The organism is Streptomyces sp. JLBG701, assembly GCF_058544905.1.
This window is the reverse complement of record NZ_CM178588.1, coordinates 8,394,446-8,416,487: the sequence shown is the minus strand read 5'-3', so window position 1 is coordinate 8,416,487 and position 22,042 is coordinate 8,394,446. Positions and strand designations below refer to the sequence as shown.

General features: G+C 70.5%; 16 protein-coding genes. 3 read left to right on the top strand and 13 right to left on the bottom strand.

Annotated elements, in window-relative coordinates; translation table 11 throughout:
* Positions 1-44 precede the first annotated feature (44 nt).
* The 4 genes from AC5DRG_RS38810 to AC5DRG_RS38795 all read right to left on the bottom strand — a co-directional run bounded on the left by AC5DRG_RS38810 (position 45) and on the right by AC5DRG_RS38795 (position 4,745).
* A complete protein-coding gene (locus AC5DRG_RS38810; protein WP_491804464.1) occupies positions 45-725 on the bottom strand; it encodes a response regulator transcription factor in 681 nt (226 codons plus the stop codon).
* A complete protein-coding gene (locus AC5DRG_RS38805; protein WP_491804462.1) occupies positions 722-1,873 on the bottom strand; it encodes a sensor histidine kinase in 1,152 nt (383 codons plus the stop codon). The genes AC5DRG_RS38810 and AC5DRG_RS38805 overlap by 4 nt, the downstream gene beginning before the upstream one ends.
* Entirely contained in the window at positions 1,870-2,397 is a 528-nt protein-coding gene (locus AC5DRG_RS38800; protein WP_491804461.1) for a DUF1453 domain-containing protein, read from the bottom strand. The genes AC5DRG_RS38805 and AC5DRG_RS38800 overlap by 4 nt, the downstream gene beginning before the upstream one ends.
* 224 nt (positions 2,398-2,621) lie before the next feature.
* Entirely contained in the window at positions 2,622-4,745 is a 2,124-nt protein-coding gene (locus AC5DRG_RS38795) for a DNA gyrase/topoisomerase IV subunit B (protein WP_491804459.1), read from the bottom strand.
* Between the two features lie 442 nt (positions 4,746-5,187).
* Between AC5DRG_RS38795 and AC5DRG_RS38790 the strand changes: the two genes are divergently transcribed.
* Positions 5,188-5,421, top strand: a complete 234-nt coding sequence (locus AC5DRG_RS38790) for a DUF7455 domain-containing protein (protein WP_491804458.1) — start codon at positions 5,188-5,190, stop codon at positions 5,419-5,421.
* A gap of 124 nt (positions 5,422-5,545) precedes the next feature.
* Here AC5DRG_RS38790 and AC5DRG_RS38785 read toward each other — a convergent pair whose 3' ends face one another.
* The 7 genes from AC5DRG_RS38785 to AC5DRG_RS38755 all read right to left on the bottom strand — a co-directional run bounded on the left by AC5DRG_RS38785 (position 5,546) and on the right by AC5DRG_RS38755 (position 16,919).
* Positions 5,546-6,394 carry a S1 family peptidase gene (locus tag AC5DRG_RS38785; RefSeq protein WP_491804456.1) on the bottom strand — a complete coding sequence of 283 codons (849 nt, stop codon included), beginning with the start codon at positions 6,392-6,394 and terminating at the stop codon, positions 5,546-5,548.
* 167 nt (positions 6,395-6,561) lie between these two features.
* Positions 6,562-8,097 carry an RNA polymerase sigma factor gene (locus AC5DRG_RS38780; RefSeq protein WP_491804455.1) on the bottom strand — a complete coding sequence of 512 codons (1,536 nt, stop codon included), beginning with the start codon at positions 8,095-8,097 and terminating at the stop codon, positions 6,562-6,564.
* 430 nt (positions 8,098-8,527) lie between these two features.
* Positions 8,528-9,415, bottom strand: coding sequence for a FadR/GntR family transcriptional regulator (locus AC5DRG_RS38775; RefSeq protein ID WP_491804453.1), 888 nt, complete (start codon positions 9,413-9,415; stop codon positions 8,528-8,530).
* Between the two features lie 162 nt (positions 9,416-9,577).
* Positions 9,578-11,581 carry an ABC transporter ATP-binding protein gene (locus AC5DRG_RS38770; RefSeq protein WP_491804451.1) on the bottom strand — a complete coding sequence of 668 codons (2,004 nt, stop codon included), beginning with the start codon at positions 11,579-11,581 and terminating at the stop codon, positions 9,578-9,580.
* A 161-nt stretch (positions 11,582-11,742) separates the two neighbouring features.
* Complete coding sequence (locus tag AC5DRG_RS38765) at positions 11,743-12,501, bottom strand: NUDIX hydrolase (protein ID WP_491804449.1); 759 nt, start codon at positions 12,499-12,501, stop codon at positions 11,743-11,745.
* A gap of 176 nt (positions 12,502-12,677) precedes the next feature.
* A complete protein-coding gene (locus tag AC5DRG_RS38760) occupies positions 12,678-14,597 on the bottom strand; it encodes a glycogen debranching N-terminal domain-containing protein (RefSeq protein ID WP_491804448.1) in 1,920 nt (639 codons plus the stop codon).
* A gap of 642 nt (positions 14,598-15,239) precedes the next feature.
* Positions 15,240-16,919, bottom strand: a complete 1,680-nt coding sequence (locus AC5DRG_RS38755; RefSeq protein ID WP_491804447.1) for a DUF4192 domain-containing protein — start codon at positions 16,917-16,919, stop codon at positions 15,240-15,242.
* A gap of 153 nt (positions 16,920-17,072) precedes the next feature.
* Here AC5DRG_RS38755 and AC5DRG_RS38750 point away from each other — a divergent pair, with 153 nt between their 5' ends.
* Both AC5DRG_RS38750 and AC5DRG_RS38745 read left to right on the top strand, forming a co-directional pair.
* On the top strand, positions 17,073-19,241 hold the full coding sequence (locus AC5DRG_RS38750; RefSeq protein ID WP_491804445.1) for a RecQ family ATP-dependent DNA helicase: 2,169 nt from the start codon (positions 17,073-17,075) through the stop codon (positions 19,239-19,241).
* Positions 19,242-19,613: 372 nt separating this feature from the next.
* On the top strand, positions 19,614-20,249 hold the full coding sequence (locus AC5DRG_RS38745; protein ID WP_491804444.1) for a hypothetical protein: 636 nt from the start codon (positions 19,614-19,616) through the stop codon (positions 20,247-20,249).
* A 308-nt stretch (positions 20,250-20,557) separates the two neighbouring features.
* Here AC5DRG_RS38745 and AC5DRG_RS38740 read toward each other — a convergent pair whose 3' ends face one another.
* Both AC5DRG_RS38740 and rnhB read right to left on the bottom strand, forming a co-directional pair.
* The gene (locus AC5DRG_RS38740) at positions 20,558-21,199 is read right to left on the bottom strand and encodes a hypothetical protein (RefSeq protein ID WP_491804443.1); all 642 of its coding nucleotides are present in this window, start codon (positions 21,197-21,199) and stop codon (positions 20,558-20,560) included.
* 68 nt (positions 21,200-21,267) lie between these two features.
* Positions 21,268-21,969: a ribonuclease HII gene (gene rnhB / locus AC5DRG_RS38735; protein WP_491804441.1), complete on the bottom strand. Its 702-nt coding sequence runs from the start codon at positions 21,967-21,969 to the stop codon at positions 21,268-21,270.
* Positions 21,970-22,042 lie beyond the last annotated feature (73 nt).

Sequence of the window (22,042 nt, the reverse complement as noted above, 5' to 3'; positions counted from 1 at the left end):
ATCCCTGACTCTTCTTCCCCGCGCTCTTCACCCCATCAGGTGACTCACCCGGCCGGTGGCCGCACCAGTCCCTTCCCGAACGCGTAACGCACGGCCTGAGCACGGCCCTTGATCCCCACCTTCGAGAACAGGTTGTTGATGTGGGTCTTGACGGTCGCGGTGGAGACATGGAGCTTCTGCGCGATCTCCTGATTGCTGAGTCCCTCGGCGATCAGCACCAGCACCTCGGCCTCCCGCGCGGTGAGTCCGTCCGGCAGCTCGGCGGGCGCCGGTTGTGGCTCGGGCTCCGACAAGCGTTCCAGCAGCCGCCGTTGGATGCCGGGCGACAACCCCGCGTCCCCGGACAGCACACTCTGCACAGCCCGCACGATCTCGTCGCCGCCGGCGTCCTTGGTGAGGTAACCGCGCGCGCCCGCTCTCAGCGCCGGGAACAGCGACTCGTCGTCCCCGAACGTGGTGAGCACCACGACCTGCGTCCCGGGATGTTCCGCGCGGATCCGCCGGGTCGCTTCCACCCCGTCGCACCGGGGCATGCGCAGGTCCATCAGGACGACGTCCGGAGCGAGTTCGGCGACGAGCTCGACGGCCTCGTCCCCGTCCCTCGCGGCCCCGACGACCTCGATCCCGGACAGCAGGCCCAGCAGCATCACGATGCCTTCCCGGACGACCGTCTGATCGTCCGCGACCACCACCCGTGCGGTCCGCTTCCCGGCCTCCTCCGTCATACGGGCACCTTCAACGTCACCACGAACCCTTTCTCGCCCGGTCCGGCCTCCAACGAGCCGCCGAGCAACTCGGCACGCTCCCGCATGCCCAGCAGACCGTATCCGGCCCCCGACCCACTGAGCTCACCCGGTGAACCGCCCGAGTCCCGTACGTCCAGCGTCACTTCGCGCTCTCCGTAGTCCAGGCAGACCTGGACCTTGGCGCCCGGAGCATGCTTGCGGACGTTCGTCAGCGCCTCCTGGGCGACCCTGCGCACGGCCTGCGACGCCTCCGCCGGCAGCGGCCGTCGCTCACCCGTGAAGGTGACATCGGCTCCGTCGGAAGCCCCTACGAGATGGCTCAGGAAGTCCTCCAGCGGGGTCAGTTCGCCGCGCAGCGCGGAGAGTGCCTGCCGGGTCTCGGTGAGCCCGTCGCGGGCCATCCCCCGTGCGGCGACCACCCGTTCCAGGATCTGCTCCCGGTCGGCGCCCCGCTCGATCAGCAGCCGGGCCGCTTCCAGGTGCACGAGCTGGGCCGAGAGGCTGTGCGCCAGCACATCGTGAATCTCTCTCGCGAGCCGGGCCCGCTCCGCCAGAGCCGCCGACTCGGCCTCCGCGGCACGCGCCGCCCGCTCCTGGGCGAGGAGCCGCTGAGTGCTGCCGCGAGCCTCGGCGTCGAGGCGCAGCGTGTAACCGGCCAGTGCGAGGCCCACTCCCGTGACGGTTGTCGTCAGCAGGTTGTCGTCGTTGACGGTCCCGTACCAGCCGAGTGCCATGGCGGCGGCCGGTAGGGCGGCTGCCACAGGAAGCCGCTGCAGGGCCGTGACGGCGCACCCGCACCACACGACGAGGGCAGGCACCCGAAACCCCGCTGCCTGGCCCACGAACGCCATGCCCTGGAGCAGGGTGAGCGACGCCAGCGAGGGCAACAGCCGGTGCTGGAGTGTCGTACGGAAGAACGCCCAGGCGAGCACCGCGGCCACGAGGGTTCCCCCGACGCCCAGGACCACGCCCCAGCCGTGGACGTGGCTGTTCTCGAAGGCGCCCCACAGCAGCAGGCCGAGGACCAGCATCCGCACGGCCCAGGCGAGCAGGCGCCGGGGTGGTGAGATTCCGACGCGCCCGAGTGCCTCACGGGAGGGCCAGCGCGTCCACGCGTTCTCCCTCACACGCGATCCTTCCACGCGGGCCGGGGCATCCCGTCACCGTACGCCGCGGCCGAGCCGACCGTCGGGGCGCAGCGCTGGGCGGCACGCCAAGCCAGGATTCCGGAGCGGACCGACAGAGTGGCGGCGAGGGCGAGCAACAGGGCGGAGCTGTCCTGGCGCACGCCGAGCATCGCACCGAGAGCGAACAGACCGACGCGCAGGGCAATACCGACGCCCCATACCGCCACGCTGGCCTTGGTGCCCTTGCTCCACACGGAGCCGTCCGCTTCCGTCCATATGCGGGTGGTCCATGCCCAGCCGGCTCCGATGGCCAGCCCGACGAGCACTTCGGCGCCGAGGAGCAGCACCGACTCGGTGTGGTGGTGGGGGTCGAGTATTCCGGGCTCGCGCAGTGCCACGACGGTCAGGATCGCGGGCACGAGCCACCAGCGCCTCTCGGTGCCGATCCGGCTTGCGCGGAACTGGCGCACGATCACAAGTGCTACCACGGCCACGATCACCAACGCGTCGACAAGCCCGGACATCAGAGCCTCCGTGAGCGGGAAGGACGATGCCGACAGCGGGTGCTGCCGACGCCTTCGACGCTACGGAAATTCGCAGGTCGGCAGATCGGAGCCAGGGTGGACCCTGGGTGGAACCCCGGCCCCCTCCTGTCTCCACCCGCGGGTGGAGACAGCCAACAACACACGGCACCACCGGCCCCGCTCGCCCCGGCCAGGACCATGCCCAGCCAGGGCGAGCGCAGCGCCTACGCGTCGATGCGCGACCGATCCAGCGTCGCCGCCGAGCTGGCGATGAACTCCTTGCGCGGTGCCACGTCGTTGCCCATCAGCAGGTCGAAGACCTGCTCCGCGGATTCCAGGTCGGAGATGTTGATGCGGCGCAGGGTGCGGTAGCGCGGGTCCATGGTCGTCTCGGCCAGCTGGTCGGCGTCCATCTCGCCCAGACCCTTGTAGCGCTGGATGGAGTCCTTGTACCGGACACCCTTGCTCTGGAACTCCAGGAGCTTCTCGCGAAGCTCACGGTCCGAGTAGGTGTAGACGTACTTGTCCTGGCCCTTCTTCGGCTGGCTCAGCTCGATCCGGTGCAGAGGCGGCACGGCGGCGAAGACCCGGCCCGCCTCGACCATGGGCCGCATGTAGCGCTGGAAGAGCGTCAGCAGCAGGATGCGGATGTGGGCACCGTCGACGTCGGCGTCGACGAGCAGGATGATCTTCCCGTAGCGGGCCGCGTCGATGTCGAAGGTCCGGCCCGAACCCGCTCCTATGACCTGGATGATCGCGCCGCACTCCGCGTTCTTCAGCATGTCCGTCACGGACGCCTTCTGAACATTGAGGATCTTGCCGCGGATCGGCAGCAGCGCCTGGAACTCCGAGTTGCGGGCGAGCTTGGCGGTGCCGAGCGCGGAGTCTCCCTCGACGATGAACAGCTCGCTGCGCTCGACGTCGTCGCTGCGGCAGTCGGCGAGCTTGGCCGGCAGCGACGAGGACTCCAGGGCCGTCTTGCGGCGCTGCGCGTCCTTGTGCTGACGGGCCGCGATGCGCGTCCGGGCGGCGGAGACGGCCTTCTCCATGACGACCCGGGCCTGAGCCGCGGCGTCACGCTTCGTCGAGGTCAGGAACTCCTTGAGCTCCTTGGAGACCACGCTGGTCACAATCCGGCGAGCCGCCGACGTGCCGAGCACCTCCTTGGTCTGCCCCTCGAACTGCGGCTCGGCGAGACGGACGGTGACGACGACGGTGAGGCCTTCGAGGGCGTCGTCCTTGACGATGTCGTCCTCGGCGACGCGCAGCAGCTTCTTGGTGCGCAACACCTCGTTCATCGTTTTCACGACGGCCTGTTCGAAGCCCGAGACATGGGTGCCGCCCTTGGGGGTGGCGATGATGTTCACGAACGACTTGAGGGTCGTGTCGTAGCCGGTGCCCCAGCGCATCGCGACATCGACGCCGAGCTCGCGGGTGACCTCCGTGGGCGTCATCTGACCGTGGTCGTCGAGGACCGGGACCGTCTCCTTGAAGGTGCCCTGGCCGGAGAAGCGGAGGACGTCGCAGACGGGCTTGTCGCTGGCGAGGTACTCGCAGAACTCGCTGATGCCACCGTCGAAGCGGAAGGACTCCTCCCCCTTGCTGCCGCCCTCACCGAGGCCGTACTCGTCGCGGACGACGATGGTCAGGCCTGGTACGAGGAATGCGGTCTGGCGGGCTCGCTGGTGCAGGTGCTCCAGGGAGAGCTTGGCGTCCTTGAGGAAGATCTGACGGTCGGCCCAGTACCGCACGCGCGTGCCGGTGCGGGTCTTGGGGATCCTCTTGGTCTTGCGCAGCCCGCTGTCGGCCTCGAACTTGGCGTCCGGGCCGTTCGCCAGGAAGGCACCCGGCACACCGCGTCGGAAGCTGATCGCGTGCGTGTTGCCGCTGCGGTCCACCTCGACGTCGAGCCGGGCGGACAGGGCGTTCACCACAGAGGCACCGACGCCGTGCAGACCACCGGAGGCGGCATAGGAGCCGCCTCCGAACTTGCCGCCGGCATGCAGCTTGGTCATGACGACCTCGATACCCGAGAGGCCCGTCTTGGGCTCGACGTCGACCGGAATGCCCCGGCCGTTGTCGCGCACCTCCACCGAGGCGTCATCGTGCAGGATGACCTCGATGTGGTCGCAGTAGCCCCCGAGGGCCTCGTCCACGGAGTTGTCGATGATCTCCCAGAGGCAGTGCATCAGACCGCGGCTGTCGGTCGACCCGATGTACATGCCCGGGCGCTTGCGCACGGCTTCGAGCCCCTCAAGGACGAGCAGGTGCCGCGCGGTGTAGTTGGAACCGTCCCGGTCTGCTCCTGCCAGCAGCGCTGTGGACGGCACGGACGTCTCGGCGGTCACGCGGTTCGCTCCTCGCTGAATTTCAGGTGGGACCCTTTTGGGTAAGGGCCCGGCTTCGGTCGCCGCTCAGAGGGTACCGAGGCCTGGTAGAGCCGTTGTAACGCCACCCTCGTCTTGAAGTCACACTAGTCGAGAGTCGTATGGGTGTTCGATCCCTCGATGGAGTGAAGTACATATCACGTTCCCTTCGAGGCATGAACCATTTAGGCTCCGGGCACGTCCTCATGAACAACCGGCAACCCAGCCGGGAGGACCTGACACTGACAGACAGCGCGAACCCGTAAGACACACAGACACGCAATACGGCACATTCGCCGCCAACCGGCAGCAGGCAGCCGCCCGGAAAGATTTTTTTCGAGGAAAAGCCACGAGCGGGAACGTTTTCGGGCTGGTTGGATGTTGACCCTGGTACGACAGCTCGTCGAGCTAGAGAAGAGGCGACGTGACTACTGTTCTGACCCCCGCGAGCCAGCTGACGGCCGCTGATCGCTGCGACCGTTGCGGCGCCCAGGCATACCTGCGCGTCGTCCTGGTCAGCGGCGGAGAACTGCTCTTCTGCGCCCACCACGGCCGCAAGTTCGAGCCGGAACTCAAGAAGATCGCCGCTGAGATACAGGACGAGACGGAGCGGCTGACCTCCGCCCCGGCAACAGCCGCCGCAGAAGAAGAGCGCTGACAACTCGCGTCCACGACGAGCCAGCTCCGGCACAGGCCGGTTCACGGGCGGGTGTCCCTGACCCCAGGGACACCCGCCCGCGCTCGTACCCGACGACCCCGCCCAGGCGCCGCGAGAAGCCTTTCTACGGCCTTCTCGGGCCGCCTGTGCCCCAGTCCAGCGTCCGCATGACGTTGGACACACGCGTGTAGACACCGGGGCTCCCCGGCCGCCCACAGCCACTCCCCCACGACACGAGGCCGATGAGCCGCCCCTGGGCGACCAGCGGTCCGCCACTGTCCCCCTGGCAGGCGTCGGGACCACCCTCGCCCTCTCCGGCACACAGCATGGCGCCGGCGAGGTACGTCCCGTCGGCACCGCCCGGATACGCCTTCTCACAGAGGGCGTCGGAGAGCACATGCACGCGTGCGGCCCGCAAGGCACGCGCGTAGTCGCCGGCGCCGGTGACATCACCCCAGCCGTAGACCATGGCCGGCGTCCCCGGTTCGTACGCCGGGTCGCCCTCGGCGGCCAGCGGGACGACCGACTTCCGGGGCAGTGGCTGAGCGAGGGTGAGCACGGCGAAGTCTCCGGCGTTGCTGGCACCGTCGTAGTCCGGATTGATCCAGGTCTCGCGTACCGGGATCTCCCTGCCCCGGACCGTGAGCAGGTCCGTACGGCCCGAGATGACCTTGAGGTCGTCCGCGCGGTTCGGCGGCACCCCCAGGACGTCCTCGCCAAGACAGTGGGCCGCGGTGAGCACGGTGGTGCGGCCCACGGCCACGCCGCCGCAGAACTGGCCCGCTCGCGTACCCCCGAACCGGTCACGGCTGGACAGCGCCACCGTCCACGGGCTCTCGGACACATCGACCGGGAAACCACCGACGACGATGCTGTCGGCGGCCACAGGGACGGCGGACACCAACGGTATGGCGGCCGCGGCTGCCGCCAGGACCAGCGGCCTGGTCAGCGCCCGGACAAAGGGACGACTCATGCACGCTCCTCACTCAGGGGTGGTCATGGGAAACCCAGAGTGATTCAGCACACCGCGCCCCGCACCCGCGCGCCGTCGCGAAGCCGCGCTCCCCCGGCCTCGCCCGCCAACGCGAAGGCCCGGCTCCCTCGCGGGAGACCGGGCCTTCGATGTCGTACGACTACTGCCTAGTCGAGGTAGTCGCGCAGCACCTGCGAACGGGACGGGTGGCGCAGCTTCGACATCGTCTTGGACTCGATCTGACGGATGCGCTCACGCGTCACGCCGTACACCTTGCCGATCTCGTCGAGGGTCTTCGGCTGACCGTCGGTGAGACCGAAGCGCATCGAGACGACGCCCGCCTCGCGCTCGGACAGGGTGTCGAGGACGGAGTGCAACTGCTCCTGAAGGAGCGTGAAGCTGACCGCGTCGGCCGGGACGACGGCCTCGGAGTCCTCGATGAGGTCACCGAACTCGCTGTCGCCGTCCTCGCCCAGGGGGGTGTGCAGCGAGATGGGCTCGCGGCCGTACTTCTGGACCTCGATGACCTTCTCGGGGGTCATGTCGAGTTCCTTGGCCAGCTCCTCCGGGGTGGGCTCACGGCCCAGGTCCTGGAGCATCTGGCGCTGCACGCGCGCGAGCTTGTTGATGACCTCGACCATGTGCACCGGGATACGGATGGTGCGGGCCTGGTCGGCCATCGCGCGGGTGATCGCCTGACGGATCCACCAGGTGGCGTACGTGGAGAACTTGTAGCCCTTGGTGTAGTCGAACTTCTCGACCGCGCGGATCAGACCGAGGTTGCCCTCCTGGATGAGGTCCAGGAAGAGCATGCCGCGGCCGGTGTAACGCTTGGCCAGGGAGACCACCAGACGGAGGTTGGCCTCCAGAAGGTGGTTCTTGGCGCGGCGCCCGTCCTCGGCGATGATCTCCAGCTCGCGCTTGAGCTTGGGGGCGAGCTTGTCGGCGTTGGCCAGCTTGTCCTCGGCGAACAGGCCCGCCTCGATGCGCTTGGCGAGCTCGACCTCCTGCTCGGCGTTGAGGAGGGGGACCTTGCCGATCTGCTTGAGGTAGTCCTTGACCGGGTCGGCAGTGGCACCGGCCACGGCGACCTGCTGGGCGGGCGCGTCGTCCTCGTCGTCGTCGGAGAGGACGAAGCCCTTGTTCTCGGCCCCCTCCTCTTCCTCATCGCCGGGCTTGACGTCCTCGGTGACCTCGTCCTCGACGGCCTCGGCGTCGTCCTTCTTGGCACTGGTCTTCTTGGCCGGCGCCGCTGTCTTCTTGGCGACGGTCTTCTTCGCGGCCGCCTTCTTGGCGGTCGCCTTCTTGGCAGCGGCCTTCGTGGCGGCGTCGCCCTCGACGGGCGGGTCGGCGACGGGCGCCGCCGGCGTGGCGGTGGCGGTGGCCTTCTTGGCGGTCACCGTCTTCGCCGCGACCGTCTTGGTGGCGGTGCGCTTGGCCGGGCTCTTCGCTGCGACGCTCTTACGGGTGCGCTTGGGCTCCGCGGCACTGACCATCAGCGTCACACCCTCTTCCTCGAGGATCTGGTTGAGGCTGCGCAGTACGTTCTTCCACTGAGTGGCCGGAATCTGGTCAGCTTCGAAGGCCCGACGCACGTCATCGCCGGCGATCTGCCCCTCAGCCTTTCCCCGCTCAATGAGCGCCATGACAGAGACGGACTCGGCGATCTCCGGCGGGAGCGTACGGGATGTGCTGGCCGACACGAACAACCTCTCGGAACGTTGGAAAACGGCTTCCGGCCCCATCCATGATGGACGGGAGCCGACCGCCGGCTCGGGGATGTGGGCCGACGGCGCGGGCGGGGGCCGGGAAGAATCACAGCGCCTTGAACGGCGTCCGTATTCCCTCCGCGGCTGTCACCTCTTAGGTCATCGCGCTGTTCCCACGAGCGTTACGCCCAATCTGCGTGGCCCGAGTCACACCCCGTAAGCGCTCAAAAACGGTCAGACACGGGCAGAGGAGGTCACCCACTGCTCCGACCGGCACCGCTCCAACGGATCCGTCGCCCCGTCACACCGCCGGACCCCGCCGGATCCCGAGGGACCGTGCGGGGTCCGGCGGCGGACGGTCCGCCGGCCGAGCGATGTCGCGAGAAGGGGAGACACCCCCGGCCGCGGCACCCTTGTCGCGGCCTCAGTGCTCGCGCGGCGCGGGCACCACGCGCTCCACCTCAGGGTGGACGACGAGCAGTTGCCGCATGGCCGCCTCGGCCGCCCCTCCGTCGCCCGCGGCGAGCGCGTCGACGACCCGGGCGTGGTGGGCAAGGGACGCCTCGTTCGGCCGGTCGCAGCCCGTGACCGGGCCTCCGGAGACTTGGAAGGCGGCCGACACGATCCCGGAGAGGTGCTCCAGCATGCGGTTGCCCGCGAGCTGGATGAGCAGCGAATGGAACTCCGCGTCGGCGCGGGAGAAGGTGAGCGCGTCCCCCTGTCCCATCGCGTGGCTCATGATCTCGACCATGTCGGACAGCCGCTGCTGGACCTCCTCGCGCCCGTGGCCGGCGGCGAGGCGCGCGGCGAGCGGCTCGATCATCCAGCGCAGCTCGCTCAGCTCGCGCCGCTGGTCGTCACGCTGCGGCCCGAAGGCCCGCCACTCGATGATGTCCGGGTCGAGGAGATTCCAGTCACTGACGGGACGCACGCGCGTGCCGACATTCGGCCGGGCACTGACCAGGCCCTTGGCCTCCAGGACACGGAGCGACTCACGGACGACGGTGCGGGAGACCTCGAATCGCTGGCCGATCTCCTCGGGCACCAACGGGCGGTCGGCGCCCAGGTCGCCCGAGACGATCATCTGACCCAGCTGCTGGACGAGTTGGCCGTGGAGCCCGCGTCCGCGGTTGCCCGCGGCACGTCGGCCCACGCGGCCCAGCTCAGGGTCGGCGCCGTCCCAGGAGGGGATTCCGACACGTTCGGCGACGGGGGCCTCGGTGTAGGGGTAGCGGTCGAGTTCGCCCGGGCCGGCGAGGCCGGAGTCTGCGGAGCGGGCGGCGGTCATCATGGTGTGCGCAAGGGTACTCACGGATCCTTTGTCGGCTCTGTCCTCAACTCCCTTGAGGTCTTTGGTGAAAAGCACACGAAAGGGTGATCGCTCACCCCGTCGCAATTGACGCCTTATCGGAAAGAAATGGGCTTTCTCCGGGGAGTTGTGCGCAGCGCGGAAAGGTAAGGGCTCCGACGGTCGTCATAGGACCCTTCTTCGCAGGGTCGTGAGCAGATACGCACAGAGCAGAGCGGCCAGCGACAACGTCAGTGCACCGCCCACGGGTTGGGCGACCACCCGCGCCGCGGCTGCCAGATAGCGCTCTCCCCCGAACGGCCACTGCATCAGGAACACCTCCCGCGCGCGCTCCGGAAACCCGACCGCAGTCCGCACTGACGGCCCGTCCAGGACCTTGTGCACGAGGGGTACGACGAGGATCGGTACGGCGACCACCGCGGCCAGCCCGGCCGTGGTGGACCGGAAGACACCCGCGGCCAGCACGCCCGCCCAGGAACACCCGACCACGAGGCCGATCCAACTCGCGCTCAGCGACAGCCAGTCCGTGGGAACTTGCGCGAGCTCCCGTCCGTAGACGAGATAGAGCAATTCGGCGTCGCAGCCCACGGTCAGGACGGCCAGGACCAGCGCGGTGGCGCCGGCGACGAGGAGTTTGGCGACGAGCAGCCCCAGTCTGCGGGGGACGGTGCCGCGGTCGGCCGCCAGGGCGGGGTGGCGGAACTCGTCACCGAAGGCGAAAGCCCCGAGCAGCCCGGCGCCGAGCGCCGCGGGCGGCAGCGGCAGTTCCTGCGGCCACGCGGCCAGCAGGCGCGGCTGTGGGGTGTGGCCGATACGGGCCAGGAGTACGGCGGCGAGGGCGGACACGACGAGCACGGCGGCCCCGGTGAGAAACCCGGTGCCGACTCCGGCGGCACGGCGGATTTCGTAGCGGAGCGGACGGAGTGGGCTGGGGGCCGGGCGGACGGAGACGGGGGGTGGGAGAGCGGGCAGGGCGTCGAGCGTGCGGGCTCGGGCGGGACGCGCGGCGCCTGCCGAGGAGTGTGTGCCGGGTGGCTCGTGGGGGCGGGTCATCGAGGTTCGTGCGGTGTCGGGCGCGTACGGAACGGCCGAGGCCGACGGGCGCGATGCCGTGGAGGGGCCCGAGCCGTCGGCGAGTGCGCGTGGGGAGTCGGTGAGTGCCTGTGGCGTGGCTGCGGCTTCCTGCGAGGCGTCAACGGGCGCATCGGATGCCTGCGGCATGTCCGGCCCGGGGAACTCGTCGGCCGGGGGCTGCGGGGTGGCCAAGTGTTCCGGGGGCGTCGCCTCCGCACCGGGCCCCATGTCCCCGATCTCGTCGGCGAGTTGGTGTACGAGAATGCCGTGACGGAACGCCGTCTCGCCGACGTCGGCGCATGTACTGCCGTAGACGGAGAGCCGGTTGCCGTTCTCCCGTACGACTTCGACGGAGCGATGTGCGGTGCGGGCCTCCTTGGTGAGCAGGGCTTCAAGACGGGCCGCGTGCGGGCTGCGGACGGCGACTCGGGGGCGGAGTCGGGTACGGGAGAAGTCCGCGGCATCCAGGTCGGCGGCGAGTCTGCCCTGTTCCAGAGTGACGATCCGGTCGGCCGTGCGTGCGGCTTCCTTGGGGTCGGTCGTGGTGATCAGGACCGTGCCGCCCTGAGTTGCATGCGTCCGCAGCGTCTCGTGCAGCCAACGGCTTTCACGGGCGGAGAGCCCGTCGGCGGGATCGTCGAGGACGAGAGTGTGCGGGTCGGACAGCAGGGCACAGGCCAGGCCGAGGCGGCGGTCCACGCCGCGCGAGAGGGTGCCGAGGCGTTCGTCGCGGAGACTGACGAGCCCGACGACTTCAAGGACTTCGTCGGCCCGTCGGACCGGGACACCCGCGGCGGCGCACAGCATGCGCAGGTGGCCACGGACCGTACGACCCGGATGACCTGGCACGTCGCCCAGGAGCACGCCGACTTCGCGTGACGGATGAGCGATGCGGTGCAGTGGGCGGCCTCTGAAGTAGGTGAGTCCACGGCCCTGTTGAAGTTCGAGCATGAGTCTGAGCAGCGTCGTCTTGCCTGCGCCCGACGCTCCGAGCAGCGCGGTGACGCGACCCGCGCGCGCCTCGAAGGAGACGTCGTCCACGGCGGGCGGAAGCCGCTTGCGCGGGTTGCTGGTCAGTCCGAAGGCCTGGATCACCCAAAGCAAGATAGCGCGCTATGTCCGGTTTTTCGGGCACCACAAGGGCCGTTCCGGAGGCCGTGATCGGCCCGGTCGGACCCGTGTTCGCTCTTCGGTCCCGAGCCCGGTTCACTGCTGGATTCGTGAGCGCGGTGCTTCACCGAGTCCCCGGCCCGGCGTCATACCTCCGGGCGCAGCATCGGGGGGTTGAGCAGAGTGGCGCCGCCCGCGCGGAAGAGCTGGGCGGGCCGGCCGCCCTGGCGTGTGGTCGTACCGCCGGTGGGGACGAGGAAGCCCGGTGTCCCGGTCACCTTGCGGTGGAAGTTGCGCGGGTCGAGCGCCACGCCCCACACCGCCTCATAGACCCGGCGCAGCTCGCCGACGGTGAACTCGGTGGGACAGAACGCCGTGGCGAGCGAAGAGTACTCGATCTTGGAGCGGGCGCGCTCGACCCCGTCCGCCACGATCTGGGCGTGATCGAAGGCCAGTGGCGCCACCGGTTCGCCGTCACGGCCGTATCCACCCTGCTGCAACAACTCCTCCACGGGCGCCCAGCGCGCGTTGCTGGCATCGCCGCCCGCCCGGGGTGCCGGCAGGTCGGGAGCGAGGGCAAGGTGGGCGACGCTGACCACGCGCATCCGAGGGTCGCGCTTGGGGTCGCCGTAGGTCGCGAGCTGTTCCAGATGGGCACCGTTGTCGTGCACGGGGACGGAAGGGTCGTGCGCTTGCAGCCCGGTCTCCTCGGCCAGCTCGCGTGCCGCGGCCTGTGACAGATCCTCGTCGGCCCGTACGAAGCCGCCGGGGAGCGCCCATCGCCCCTGGAACGGTGCCTCGCCCCTGCGGACCGCCAGCGCGCACAGGGCATGGCGGCGCACGGTCAGCACGACCAGGTCCACGGTGACGGCGAAGGGCGGAAAGGCTGACGGGTCGTAGGGCATGCGGCGATCATAGTCGTCTGCCTGACGATAAACACTCCCTTCGTCGGCCGCACAGGTGGCTGATCCAATTCGGTCCGGTATGAGGCTCATGGTCCGTCCCAGGGCATCGCGCGATGCCGTGTCATGAGATCTACCAGCTGGTCCCCCGGCGTCGTCCGGCGCCGCTTCATCCGTGGTCACACTCCCAGTTGCAGTCCGTCGGCCGCCTCCTCGACCATCGCGAGGCCGAGCCGGCTGACCCGGACGGAGAAGGGTGCGCCCGCGACCCGGAGTCCGGTCAGGCCGATCTCACCCAGGGGGGCGCTGCGCATGGGGCGCATTGTGATCGTCCCGGCTGGGGCATCGGGGCGGATTCCCACGATCGTGGTCAGCAGCAGCACCCCCGCCGCCGACGTCGTGGCCGCCGGGCGGCAGGCCGCAGGATGGGGAAGGGGAGCGCTCCCGTCCGTGCGCTGCTCCCCCGCGTACATGTCGGGCAGCCGGTGACCGAAGGTGTCCGCTGCTGCCAGTACTCCTCGCAGCAGCGAGCTCGCCTCTTTCTCGTAGTCGGCGGCGGCCAGGCCCGCCACAGCGACCGCGGTCTCCTGGACCCGTACCGCGCCGCCGCGATGGCCGAACGGGTTGTAGCCCCTTTCCTTCGCGCCCAGCCCACGCAGTCCCCAGCCGGAGTCCATGGCCGCACCGCCGAGCAGCCGGGCGAGTTGCTCGGTCTGCACCTTGTCGAGGAGCCCGGGCGCGTGCTCTCCCCCACCCAGCAGACCGGTGTCGAGGAGATGGACGGCAGCCGAGCCGAGGTGGGGCAGTAGGTGCCCGTCCGGGGCACGGGCAGCCGCCGGCCGACCACCACCCCGGTCCTCGATCCAGAAATCCTCCCGGAACGCGGCCCGCAGTTCCTGCGCCCACTGGCGCAGCCCGCTGCCACCCGGCCTGCCGTAGGTGTCGAGGAGATCGGCGCCGAGCACGGCCGCACGATGGGCATGCGCCTGCGTCTCGCAGCGGACAGGGCCGCCGGGGTGCGGATCGCACAGATATGTACCGTCGCCCGCCGTGGCCCGCAGCCACGCCAGACAGCGCTCGGCCGTCGGCAGCAGCTCCTCCGTCTCGTGTTCCGGAAGGCCCCAGCGGCGGGCCTCTGCCAGGAGCACGGGGAACAGCAGCGTAGCCTCCGCACCCGTGCAACCCGGCGGCAGGTGCGCGCCCGCGTCCCGTCGCGGCCCAGGGATCATGCCGGACTGCGGTCCCGGGCCCGCGAGTTGGGCTCGGGCAAGGGTGCGCAGCGTGCCCGCAGCGAGCCCGGTGCCCAGCGGAAGCGTCATCCTGGCGGCTGCGAGGGCCTCGGCCGGGGCCACGCCACAGCGCCAGGGCACCCCTGCCGCGAGGTGGGTGTCGGTGGGGCGCGCCGGGTCGCGCAGCAGCAGGGCCCTGAGGTCCTCGACGCTTGTCCGCAGGAACGCCTGGACCCGGGGATCGTCGCCCGCCGCCCGTACCGGCGCGAGGGGGCTCGTCGCCGCGCGGCCCGCGGCCCGCAGCGGCCCGGATCCGTCCGGGCACACCCGCAGTTCCACGCTCGTGCTGCTGCCCGGAGCGAGTTCGAACTCCCAGCGCAGGAGTCCCGCCGAGGCCAGCGCGTCGGTGGGCGGCGGTTCGGCCGTGACCGAGGAGTTTCCGGCCGCGCAGGACCAGCGCAGGCCGGAGTCGTGCACGCTGGCCGGCAAGTCGGGTCCGGCATTGCCTGAGGCGATCGCACCCAGTTCGGCCAGGTCCGTGCCGAGAGCCACCTCGACCGGCACACGCAGTGGACGGAGAGCGGCGGAGTGCAGGGTGATCCGCTCCCTGCCGTCCGCGTGACGGATCCGCTCGACGACGACATCCGGATCCGGTCCCGCGCCTGGGGACGCGCGCAGGGTCCCGACGAAGCGCACGCTGTCGGCTGCCGTCATCCTCGCCTGGACGGCAAGCGGTTCGCGCCCGGCCACACGGACCTGGCAGCGGGAGAGCACGCGCCGGCCCGCGCGGTAGAACCCCTCCAGTCCTTGTCCGGTCAGCTGTCCCTGCTCCGTGGAAATCGCAAGGCCCGGGAGCGCGACGCAGATCATGGCGGTGTGCGTGGGAGGCAGGTCGACTGAGCGGCGGAGTGCCGGGGGCGGGCCGAGGGACGCGGAGCTGTGCGGCGGGGCCGGGGAGGAGCGGCGAGTCCCGTCGATCGACGGGGGCGAAGAACAGGCCCGGCCCGTGAGTGGCGACAGGTCGGCTCCCCGGAGGGATGGGGCGGACCGGTTCACGGAAGACGTGTCGGCGGCGGAGGGCGGAGTCGGCTGATGCATGGGCGGCTTCTTCTGCGCCCGGTACGCCGCTGACGTGTGGCGCCGGTTGAGGAGCTCCGGAGGGACAGGGAGGGCGGTGCGGCGGCACGACCCGTCCAGCCGTTCCGCCACTCAGGTGAACGGGGCGGGGTTCCCCCGGGTCACGCCCGGGGCCACGGAAGCCGACCGAATGGCCGCGCTGTGGAGGTAAGGCTCGCCCAGACCGCGCTCCTGACGTCGGTGGCCGTGTGCCCGGCCCCGACCAGAGCCCCCCAGCGGCCACCTGCCGACCACTTAACGCCGACCACAACCCGCCGATCACTGCCCGCCAGCTACCCGACATGAGCCACCGCCCGCCCGTCGCCACCCGCCAACCACCCGATGCCTGCCACAGAAGCGGTGCCGACCGCCGTCGCTCTGCCCACCCCTCATCGCTCACCCGTCCCCCTCCGCGCCCTTGCTCCCCGGGCGCGCGCCTCCCGAGCACGAACCTCGACCGCCCGCGCCTCCCTGCCCCACAGCGTTTCGACGTGTATCGCCGGTCCTCGCTCCACCCGGGCGGGATCCGCGAGGGCGTGTGCCGTCCGCCCCGGGCCGGCGGCCTTCCGCGCCCGAGCGGCGTTTGCGAGCGTCTCCACCCGCTGTGGAACGCACGCGGCGGCGACGGCGGGAGCCGGTGTCCGCAGCCGGGGATGTCGGCTCCGCCTCGGACTGCGGTACAGCGGCGTCCTCTGTGCCGTCGTCCACCGTTTGCTCTCGGCCGTCCCGTTCCGCACGCAGGCACCGGCGGATCGACTCCGGGTCCAGGCCCTCGTTGCAGGCCTGGTGCAGGAGGCGGGCGAAGAGATAGTCGGGGTCCGCACCCAGCGCCATGGCAAGCGCCTCCCGGGCCTCAAGGTCGTCGCCGGTGGACCAGGCGACCCAGCCGACGAGGGTGAGCGGCGCCGCCGCATGTTCGCCGTACGGCCCGACGCAGCGGCGTGACAGGGCCCGCCAGAGACGGAGTGCGGGGCCGGCCGCGTCGCCTTCCATCCACTCGGCGGCACGGTCGCGGGTCGTGCGGTCCTGCAAACCGAGAATCAGCGTGGCCGCCTCGTCGTGTGCGAGCAGTTCGTCGTCGCGGAGATCCGCCGTGAGCGTGCCGGACACGGGCGGTGCCGCGGCGAAGCGGCCCATGATCCGCTCGGCCAGTTCCAGCGTCTGTTCCGCCACGCTCGCGCGGCTCGCGTCGTCGAGAATCCTGGGGACCAGAGCCATACCGGCCGCGTCCAGGGCGACTTCCTGTTGCAGAGCGGCAGCGGTCTCCCAGGGAAGCAACCGGGCCCGCAATTCACGCAGGGTGCCCCGCACTTGGAGGCCGGCGTAGGTGGCAGCGGCGGCGAGCACGGAGGTGCCGGGCAGGCCCATCGGCACTCCTTCGGGCGGACAGCATCCCCCGCCGCCGCAGCAGTACGACCAGAAGCGGCCGTCCGAGATGCACAGCGCCTCGATGACGGGCACGTCGAGCGAACCGCACTCCAGGCGCAGTTTGTGGGCCAGCGGCCGCAGCCGCTCCATGACCTGGCGGCCCGACTCGCCTTTGCCCGGTTCCTGGCAGAGGTAGGCGACCATCTGCTCGGGCTTGCCTCCTCTGCGCTCGCTGCCGGTCACCAGCCCGTGGGCCAACTGCCTGGCCACGGACGCCCAGTCGTCCGCGCCCGCGGGAATGCCCAGCCGGGCCCGGCCGCCGAACCGGCCGTGTCCGTCCCTGTCGTGCAGTGCGACCAGGACGATGCTGTCCTCGGGGCGGTACCCGAGCAGATACGGCAGGGCGTCGGCTAGTTCGGCAGGGGTGCGCAGGGTGACCTGATGTTCGCCGCGGTGACCGTCGTACGCGATGCGGTCGACGTGTTCCGCGGATTCCGTACGCTCGTCGTGCCCACGATGCGCACCAGGTCCGTCATGCCGGTCCCGCTCTCCGGGCCCGCCGCACTCTTCGTACTCGGTGCCGGCGACGTACTCCTCGTGTCCCGTGGGCTCGCCGTACGGACCAGGCCCGTCGTGCGCTTCATGCCCGGCACGCCCTGAGATGTCGCCGTTTTCGAAGGATCCAGTCGTTTCGCTGTGATTCGTCATGCGCTGACGATCTCGCGGATCACGAAATCCCGCTTGCCCCTGTGGATAAGTCCGATCAGGGACACGTCACCCACCCTCGGATCGGAGCGTCACGAACACCGGCCGGGCAACTCTCCCGTCGGGGCGCCCCGTCCGGTGTGACACTTTGGACGCATGGAGCACGCGAGCACAGCCGACCTGCGAGACGCCGCCGACAAGATCCTCGTACGCCTGGTCGGAGATCCCACCGGCCGGGCCAGACTGCGAGAAGACCAGTGGCTGGCGGTGAAGGCGCTGGTGCAGGAGAAGCGTCGTGCTCTGGTCGTCCAGCGCACCGGCTGGGGCAAATCGGCCGTGTACTTCGTCGCCACCGCACTGCTGAGGAACGCGGGCGGCGGGCCAACCGTGATCGTCTCTCCGCTGCTGGCGCTCATGCGCAACCAGGTCGAGGCCGCGGCACGCGCCGGTATCCACGCCCGGACGATCAACTCCGCCAACCCCGAGGAATGGGAGCAGATCCAGGCGGAGGTGGCCGACAGCAAGGTCGATGTGCTGCTGGTCAGCCCCGAGCGCCTCAACAACCCCGACTTCCGCGACAACGTCCTGCCCGCACTCGCCGCCGCCACCGGGCTGTTGGTCGTCGACGAAGCTCACTGCATCTCCGACTGGGGGCACGACTTCCGCCCCGACTACCGCCGGCTGCGCACCATGCTCGCCGACCTGCCGTCGGGCGTGCCCGTCCTGGCGACCACCGCGACGGCCAACGCGCGCGTGACGGCCGACGTGGCCGAACAGCTCGGTACGGGAGGCGAGGGAGACGCGCTGGTCCTGCGCGGCCCGCTGAACCGCGAGAGCCTGAGCCTCGGCGCGCTACAGCTCCCGGACGCCGCGCAGCGGCTCGCCTGGCTCGCGGACCGGCTGCCGGAACTGCCCGGCTCGGGCATCATCTACACCCTCACCGTCGCCGCCGCCCAGGAAGTCACCGCGTTCCTCCAGTCACGCGGATTCGCGGTCACCGCCTACACCGGGCAGACCGAGAACGCGGAGCGCCAGCAGGCCGAGGAGGACCTTCTCGCCAACAAGGTCAAGGCCCTTGTCGCCACGTCGGCTCTGGGCATGGGCTTCGACAAACCCGACCTCGGCTTCGTCGTCCATCTCGGCTCCCCTTCCTCTCCCATCGCCTATTACCAGCAGGTGGGCCGAGCCGGCCGCGGCGTCGAGCATGCCGAAGTCCTGTTGTTGCCTGGCAAGGAAGACCCCGCTATCTGGTCCTACTTCGCCTCACTGGCCTTCCCGCCCGAGGAGTTGGTCCGCCGCACCCTTGATGTCCTGGCCAGGGCGGACCGCCCTCTGTCCGTGCCCGCTCTCGAACCCCTGGTCGAACTTCGCCGCTCCCGGCTCGAGTCGATGCTCAAGGTCCTCGACGTCGACGGCGCGGTCAAGCGGGTCAAGGGCGGCTGGATCTCCACCGGTCGCCCCTGGACGTACGACACCGAGCGTTATGCGTGGGTCGCCCGCCAGCGCGAGCAGGAACAGCAGGCCATGCGCGAGTACGCGGCCACGACCGGCTGCCGGATGGAGTTCCTCCAACGCCAGCTGGACGACGAGACGGCCGCGCCTTGCGGACGCTGCGACAACTGCGCGGGATCCCGCTTCGCCGCCGAGGTCTCCGGTGAGGCGCTCGACGCGGCCCGGGGGGAACTGGGCCGAGCGGGTATCCCGGTCGAGCCGCGCCGGATGTGGCCCACCGGGATGCCCGCCCTGGGCATCGAGCTCAAGGGCCGCATCCCGCAGGGCGAGCAGGCCCTCACGGGGCGCGCACTCGGGCGGCTGTCGGACATCGGCTGGGGAAACCGGCTGCGCCCGCTGCTCGCAGACCAGACAGCGGACGGACCCGCTCCCGACGACGTCGTACAGGCCATGGTCAAGGTGCTCACCGAATGGGCCAGGAGCCGCGACGGCTGGGCTTCCCAGGAGCCGGACGCACCGGCCCGGCCCGTCGGGATCGTGACGCTTCCCTCGCGTCGCAGGCACCGCCTTGTGCAGTCCCTCGCGGAGAGCGTCGCCCGGGTAGGTCGCCTCCCCGTACTCGGCTCGATCGGGTACGCGTCCGCCGACGGCCACAGCCTGCCGCGCTCCAACAGCGCCCAACGGCTCCGCTCGCTGCAGGAGACCCTTGTCGTGCCACCGGACCTGGAGGAGGCGCTGAGCGCCGCGCAGGGTCCCGTACTCCTCGTGGACGACTGGACGGATACCGGCTGGACCCTCGCGGTCGCGACCCGCATGCTCCGCCGCGCAGGTGCACCGGCGGTGTTGCCTCTCGTCCTGGCCGTGCAGGGCTGATCACGCGTGAAGGCACCGAATCGTGCCCCCCACGCGTGCGCGTGCCGCTTCGGACAGCTCGACCGGAACCGTGCCGAGCGGCACCCGGGACCGCGCACCTCTGGACCATTCAGACGTCACAGGAGTACGAACGTGTCGTGCACGGTGACCTCACGCGTCATGGGATGACGCACTGGGTAGGGATATAAGCCACACACCACCAGATATCGGTCGGTGGCCCCAATTGCTCGTTGCCGCATCCCAGTTCGACAGCAAGAATTGAGGTCCGCTCCCCGCACGGCTCGTCCGTGGTCCGGTAGGGCTCCGCTGCGGTGTGCGCTCCCCCGAATCCGACCCCGCCCGCAGTGTGGGCGCGTAGCCGAAGGGAGGACCGTGACCTTCGGATTCGCTCCGTCCCCCGCGGCGTCCACGTCGACGTCTGCCCACCTGTCCGCCGCATCCGCCAACCCCCTGGCCCGCATGCTCGAACCGGCGGAGTGGGCTGCCGCCGGAATCCCTCTGCTGCGCAACCCACGGGAAGTCGTCAGCGGGCTCCACTCCCGGCACCGGCCCGGGCCGGCGACCGCGATCGTGGCCGTTCTCGATCCGGACGAACGACTGTGCGCGAGCGCCTCGTTCATCCGCCGCCCGGCCCTGGCCGACGGCTGGATGTTCCGCAACGCACTGCTCGCCCAACTCCGCCGTGTCATCCCGCACGACCTGCGCCGCCGTAGCCCGGTACGCACCGCCGTGCTGCTCTACTGCCGCGACGGAGACGCCCGTTGGACGGAGGAGGACGGCGCGTGGATGTGGGGCCTGCGTGACGCCTGCACGCTGCACGGGCTGCGCTGCGGGGCCTACATCACGCTGACCCGCGACGGGTGGCAGGTGCTGGGCGAGGGCCGCGGCGGACGCCGCCCCAGCGCGGACTCGTCACCGGAGCCCTTCGCCCTGTCCGAGGCACCGCCTCCGCCGCCACGCACCGGCGGTGCCGCATCAGACGTCCTGCGCCGCGTGGCGGCCCGCTGAGGGACACCATCGGGGCACTCCGGCCCGCCGACGGCCCGACCCTCACATGCGGAAGTTAGGGATACGGCCCACCGGACGAGTCCGTACGACGGCCAGGGCAGCCCTGCGAACGCAGGGACTGCCGCACGGCGCTTCATCCCGGGCGATGTCGGCACACACTCCCGGGCCCGGTAAGCGGACACGGATACAAGGGCACGCGTCCGCCGGATGTCCGGCTCATCGGCGCGCGCCGAACCCGCCACCGTGCAGGTGCCGCCGAAACGGCGCCCTCGTCACCCCCGGGTCGCCCCGGTCGTACCGGAACCGGCTCAGACGCCCGCACCCAGCACCGAGTTGATCTGCTGCGGGTCGCCGCAGACGATCAACAGGGCGCCGGCCCGGCCGAGGGCCAGGGGCAGTGTGGCGGCGGCAACGGCGTCAGGACCGCCGTTGACGGCGACCACGACAACGGGACGGGAGGCGGCTCGGCCCGCGACGGCGGCGTCGGTGTAGAAGACGTCGTCGCCCGAGTCGTGCTGTGCCCAGTAGGAGGCTTCCCCGAAGGACAGCTCGTGGGCGGCCCACGGGTGCGGTTCGCCGGTGGTGATCACCAGCACGTCACCCGGAGCGCGCCCCGACTCGAGGAGCAGGTCGACAGCTTCCTCCGCGGCATCGAGCGCACCCTCGACCGAGGCCGGGATCAACTGGATCTGCGGGGTCGCCGGCGCCGGAGCGGAGGCGGTAGGGGCGGCCGGGCCGGACGGCCCGGGTTTGGCCGGTCCCGCGTCACGCGCGGTGCGTTGCAGCGGCGGCGTCGGCCGAAGGGGGCCGGGCCGACCGGGACGCGACGGAGCCGCGGGGCGGGGGCCGGGTACGGGGCGGGGGGTCGGCGCGATACGGCCGCTGGCCGGAGTGGCGCGGGGACCCTGGGCACTCTCGTGAATCTGAGGCTCCTCGGGAAGGAGAGGCATGAGCTGATGTTTATCAAACGTTGGTACGGCTCGCGCCAGCGGGTGGCACATCAGTGCGAGCGGAACCGTCAGAAGTCGAAGCCGAGCTGACCCTCGATCTCCGGAACGCTTCCATCCGCCCAGCTGCGGGCCTTCTTGAGGTGCCGCCACTGGGGCAGCGCATCAAGATACGCCCACGACAACCGGTGGTACGGGGTGGGGCCCCGCTCCTCCAGTGCGGCCTTGTGCACGGGGGACGGATACCCGGCGTTGGCCGCAAAACCGAAGTCTGCATGGTCGATACCCAGTTCGGCCATCATTTTGTCGCGCTGAACCTTGGCGATCACCGAAGCCGCCGCGACGGCCACGCACGACTGGTCACCCTTGATCACCGTTCGCACTCGCCAGGGCGACCCCAGGTAGTCGTGCTTCCCGTCGAGGATGACCGCGTCCGGGCGAACCGGCAAGGCCTCCAGGGCACGGACCGCCGCAAGGCGCAGCGCCGCGGTCATCCCAAGGTCGTCGATCTCCTCCGGGGAGGCATGCCCGAGGGCGTACGACGTCACCCACTTCCGCAGTATCTCGGCAAGGTCGGTACGCCGCTTGACGCTGAGGAGTTTGGAGTCGGTGAGGCCTTCGGGAGCTCGGCGCAGTCCGGTGACCGCCGCGCAGACGGTGACGGGGCCGGCCCAAGCGCCTCGCCCCACCTCGTCGACACCGGCAATGACCTTCGCTCCGGTCGTGGCGCGGAGGGAGCGCTCGACGGTGTGAGTAGGTGGTTCGTACGGCATGGCGCCCTTAGCCTACGCCGCCCGGAACCCCCTGCGACACCCCGGTTTCCCCGAGCGCCCTCAAGCCCCCCGC

What these genes read in the sequence shown, in the direction of transcription:
- AC5DRG_RS38800 (WP_491804461.1), bottom strand. Translation starts at nt 2,397, where the DNA reads ATGTCCGGGCTTGTCGACGCGTTGGTGATCGTGGCCGTGGTAGCACTT.
- AC5DRG_RS38750 (WP_491804445.1), top strand. Translation starts at nt 17,073, where the DNA reads ATGGAGCACGCGAGCACAGCCGACCTGCGAGACGCCGCCGACAAGATC.
- AC5DRG_RS38810 (WP_491804464.1), bottom strand. Translation starts at nt 725, where the DNA reads ATGACGGAGGAGGCCGGGAAGCGGACCGCACGGGTGGTGGTCGCGGAC.
- AC5DRG_RS38765 (WP_491804449.1), bottom strand. Translation starts at nt 12,501, where the DNA reads ATGCCCTACGACCCGTCAGCCTTTCCGCCCTTCGCCGTCACCGTGGAC.
- AC5DRG_RS38740 (WP_491804443.1), bottom strand. Translation starts at nt 21,199, where the DNA reads ATGCCTCTCCTTCCCGAGGAGCCTCAGATTCACGAGAGTGCCCAGGGT.
- rnhB (WP_491804441.1), bottom strand. Translation starts at nt 21,969, where the DNA reads ATGCCGTACGAACCACCTACTCACACCGTCGAGCGCTCCCTCCGCGCC.
- AC5DRG_RS38760 (WP_491804448.1), bottom strand. Translation starts at nt 14,597, where the DNA reads ATGATCTGCGTCGCGCTCCCGGGCCTTGCGATTTCCACGGAGCAGGGA.
- AC5DRG_RS38755 (WP_491804447.1), bottom strand. Translation starts at nt 16,919, where the DNA reads ATGACGAATCACAGCGAAACGACTGGATCCTTCGAAAACGGCGACATC.
- AC5DRG_RS38785 (WP_491804456.1), bottom strand. Translation starts at nt 6,394, where the DNA reads ATGAGTCGTCCCTTTGTCCGGGCGCTGACCAGGCCGCTGGTCCTGGCG.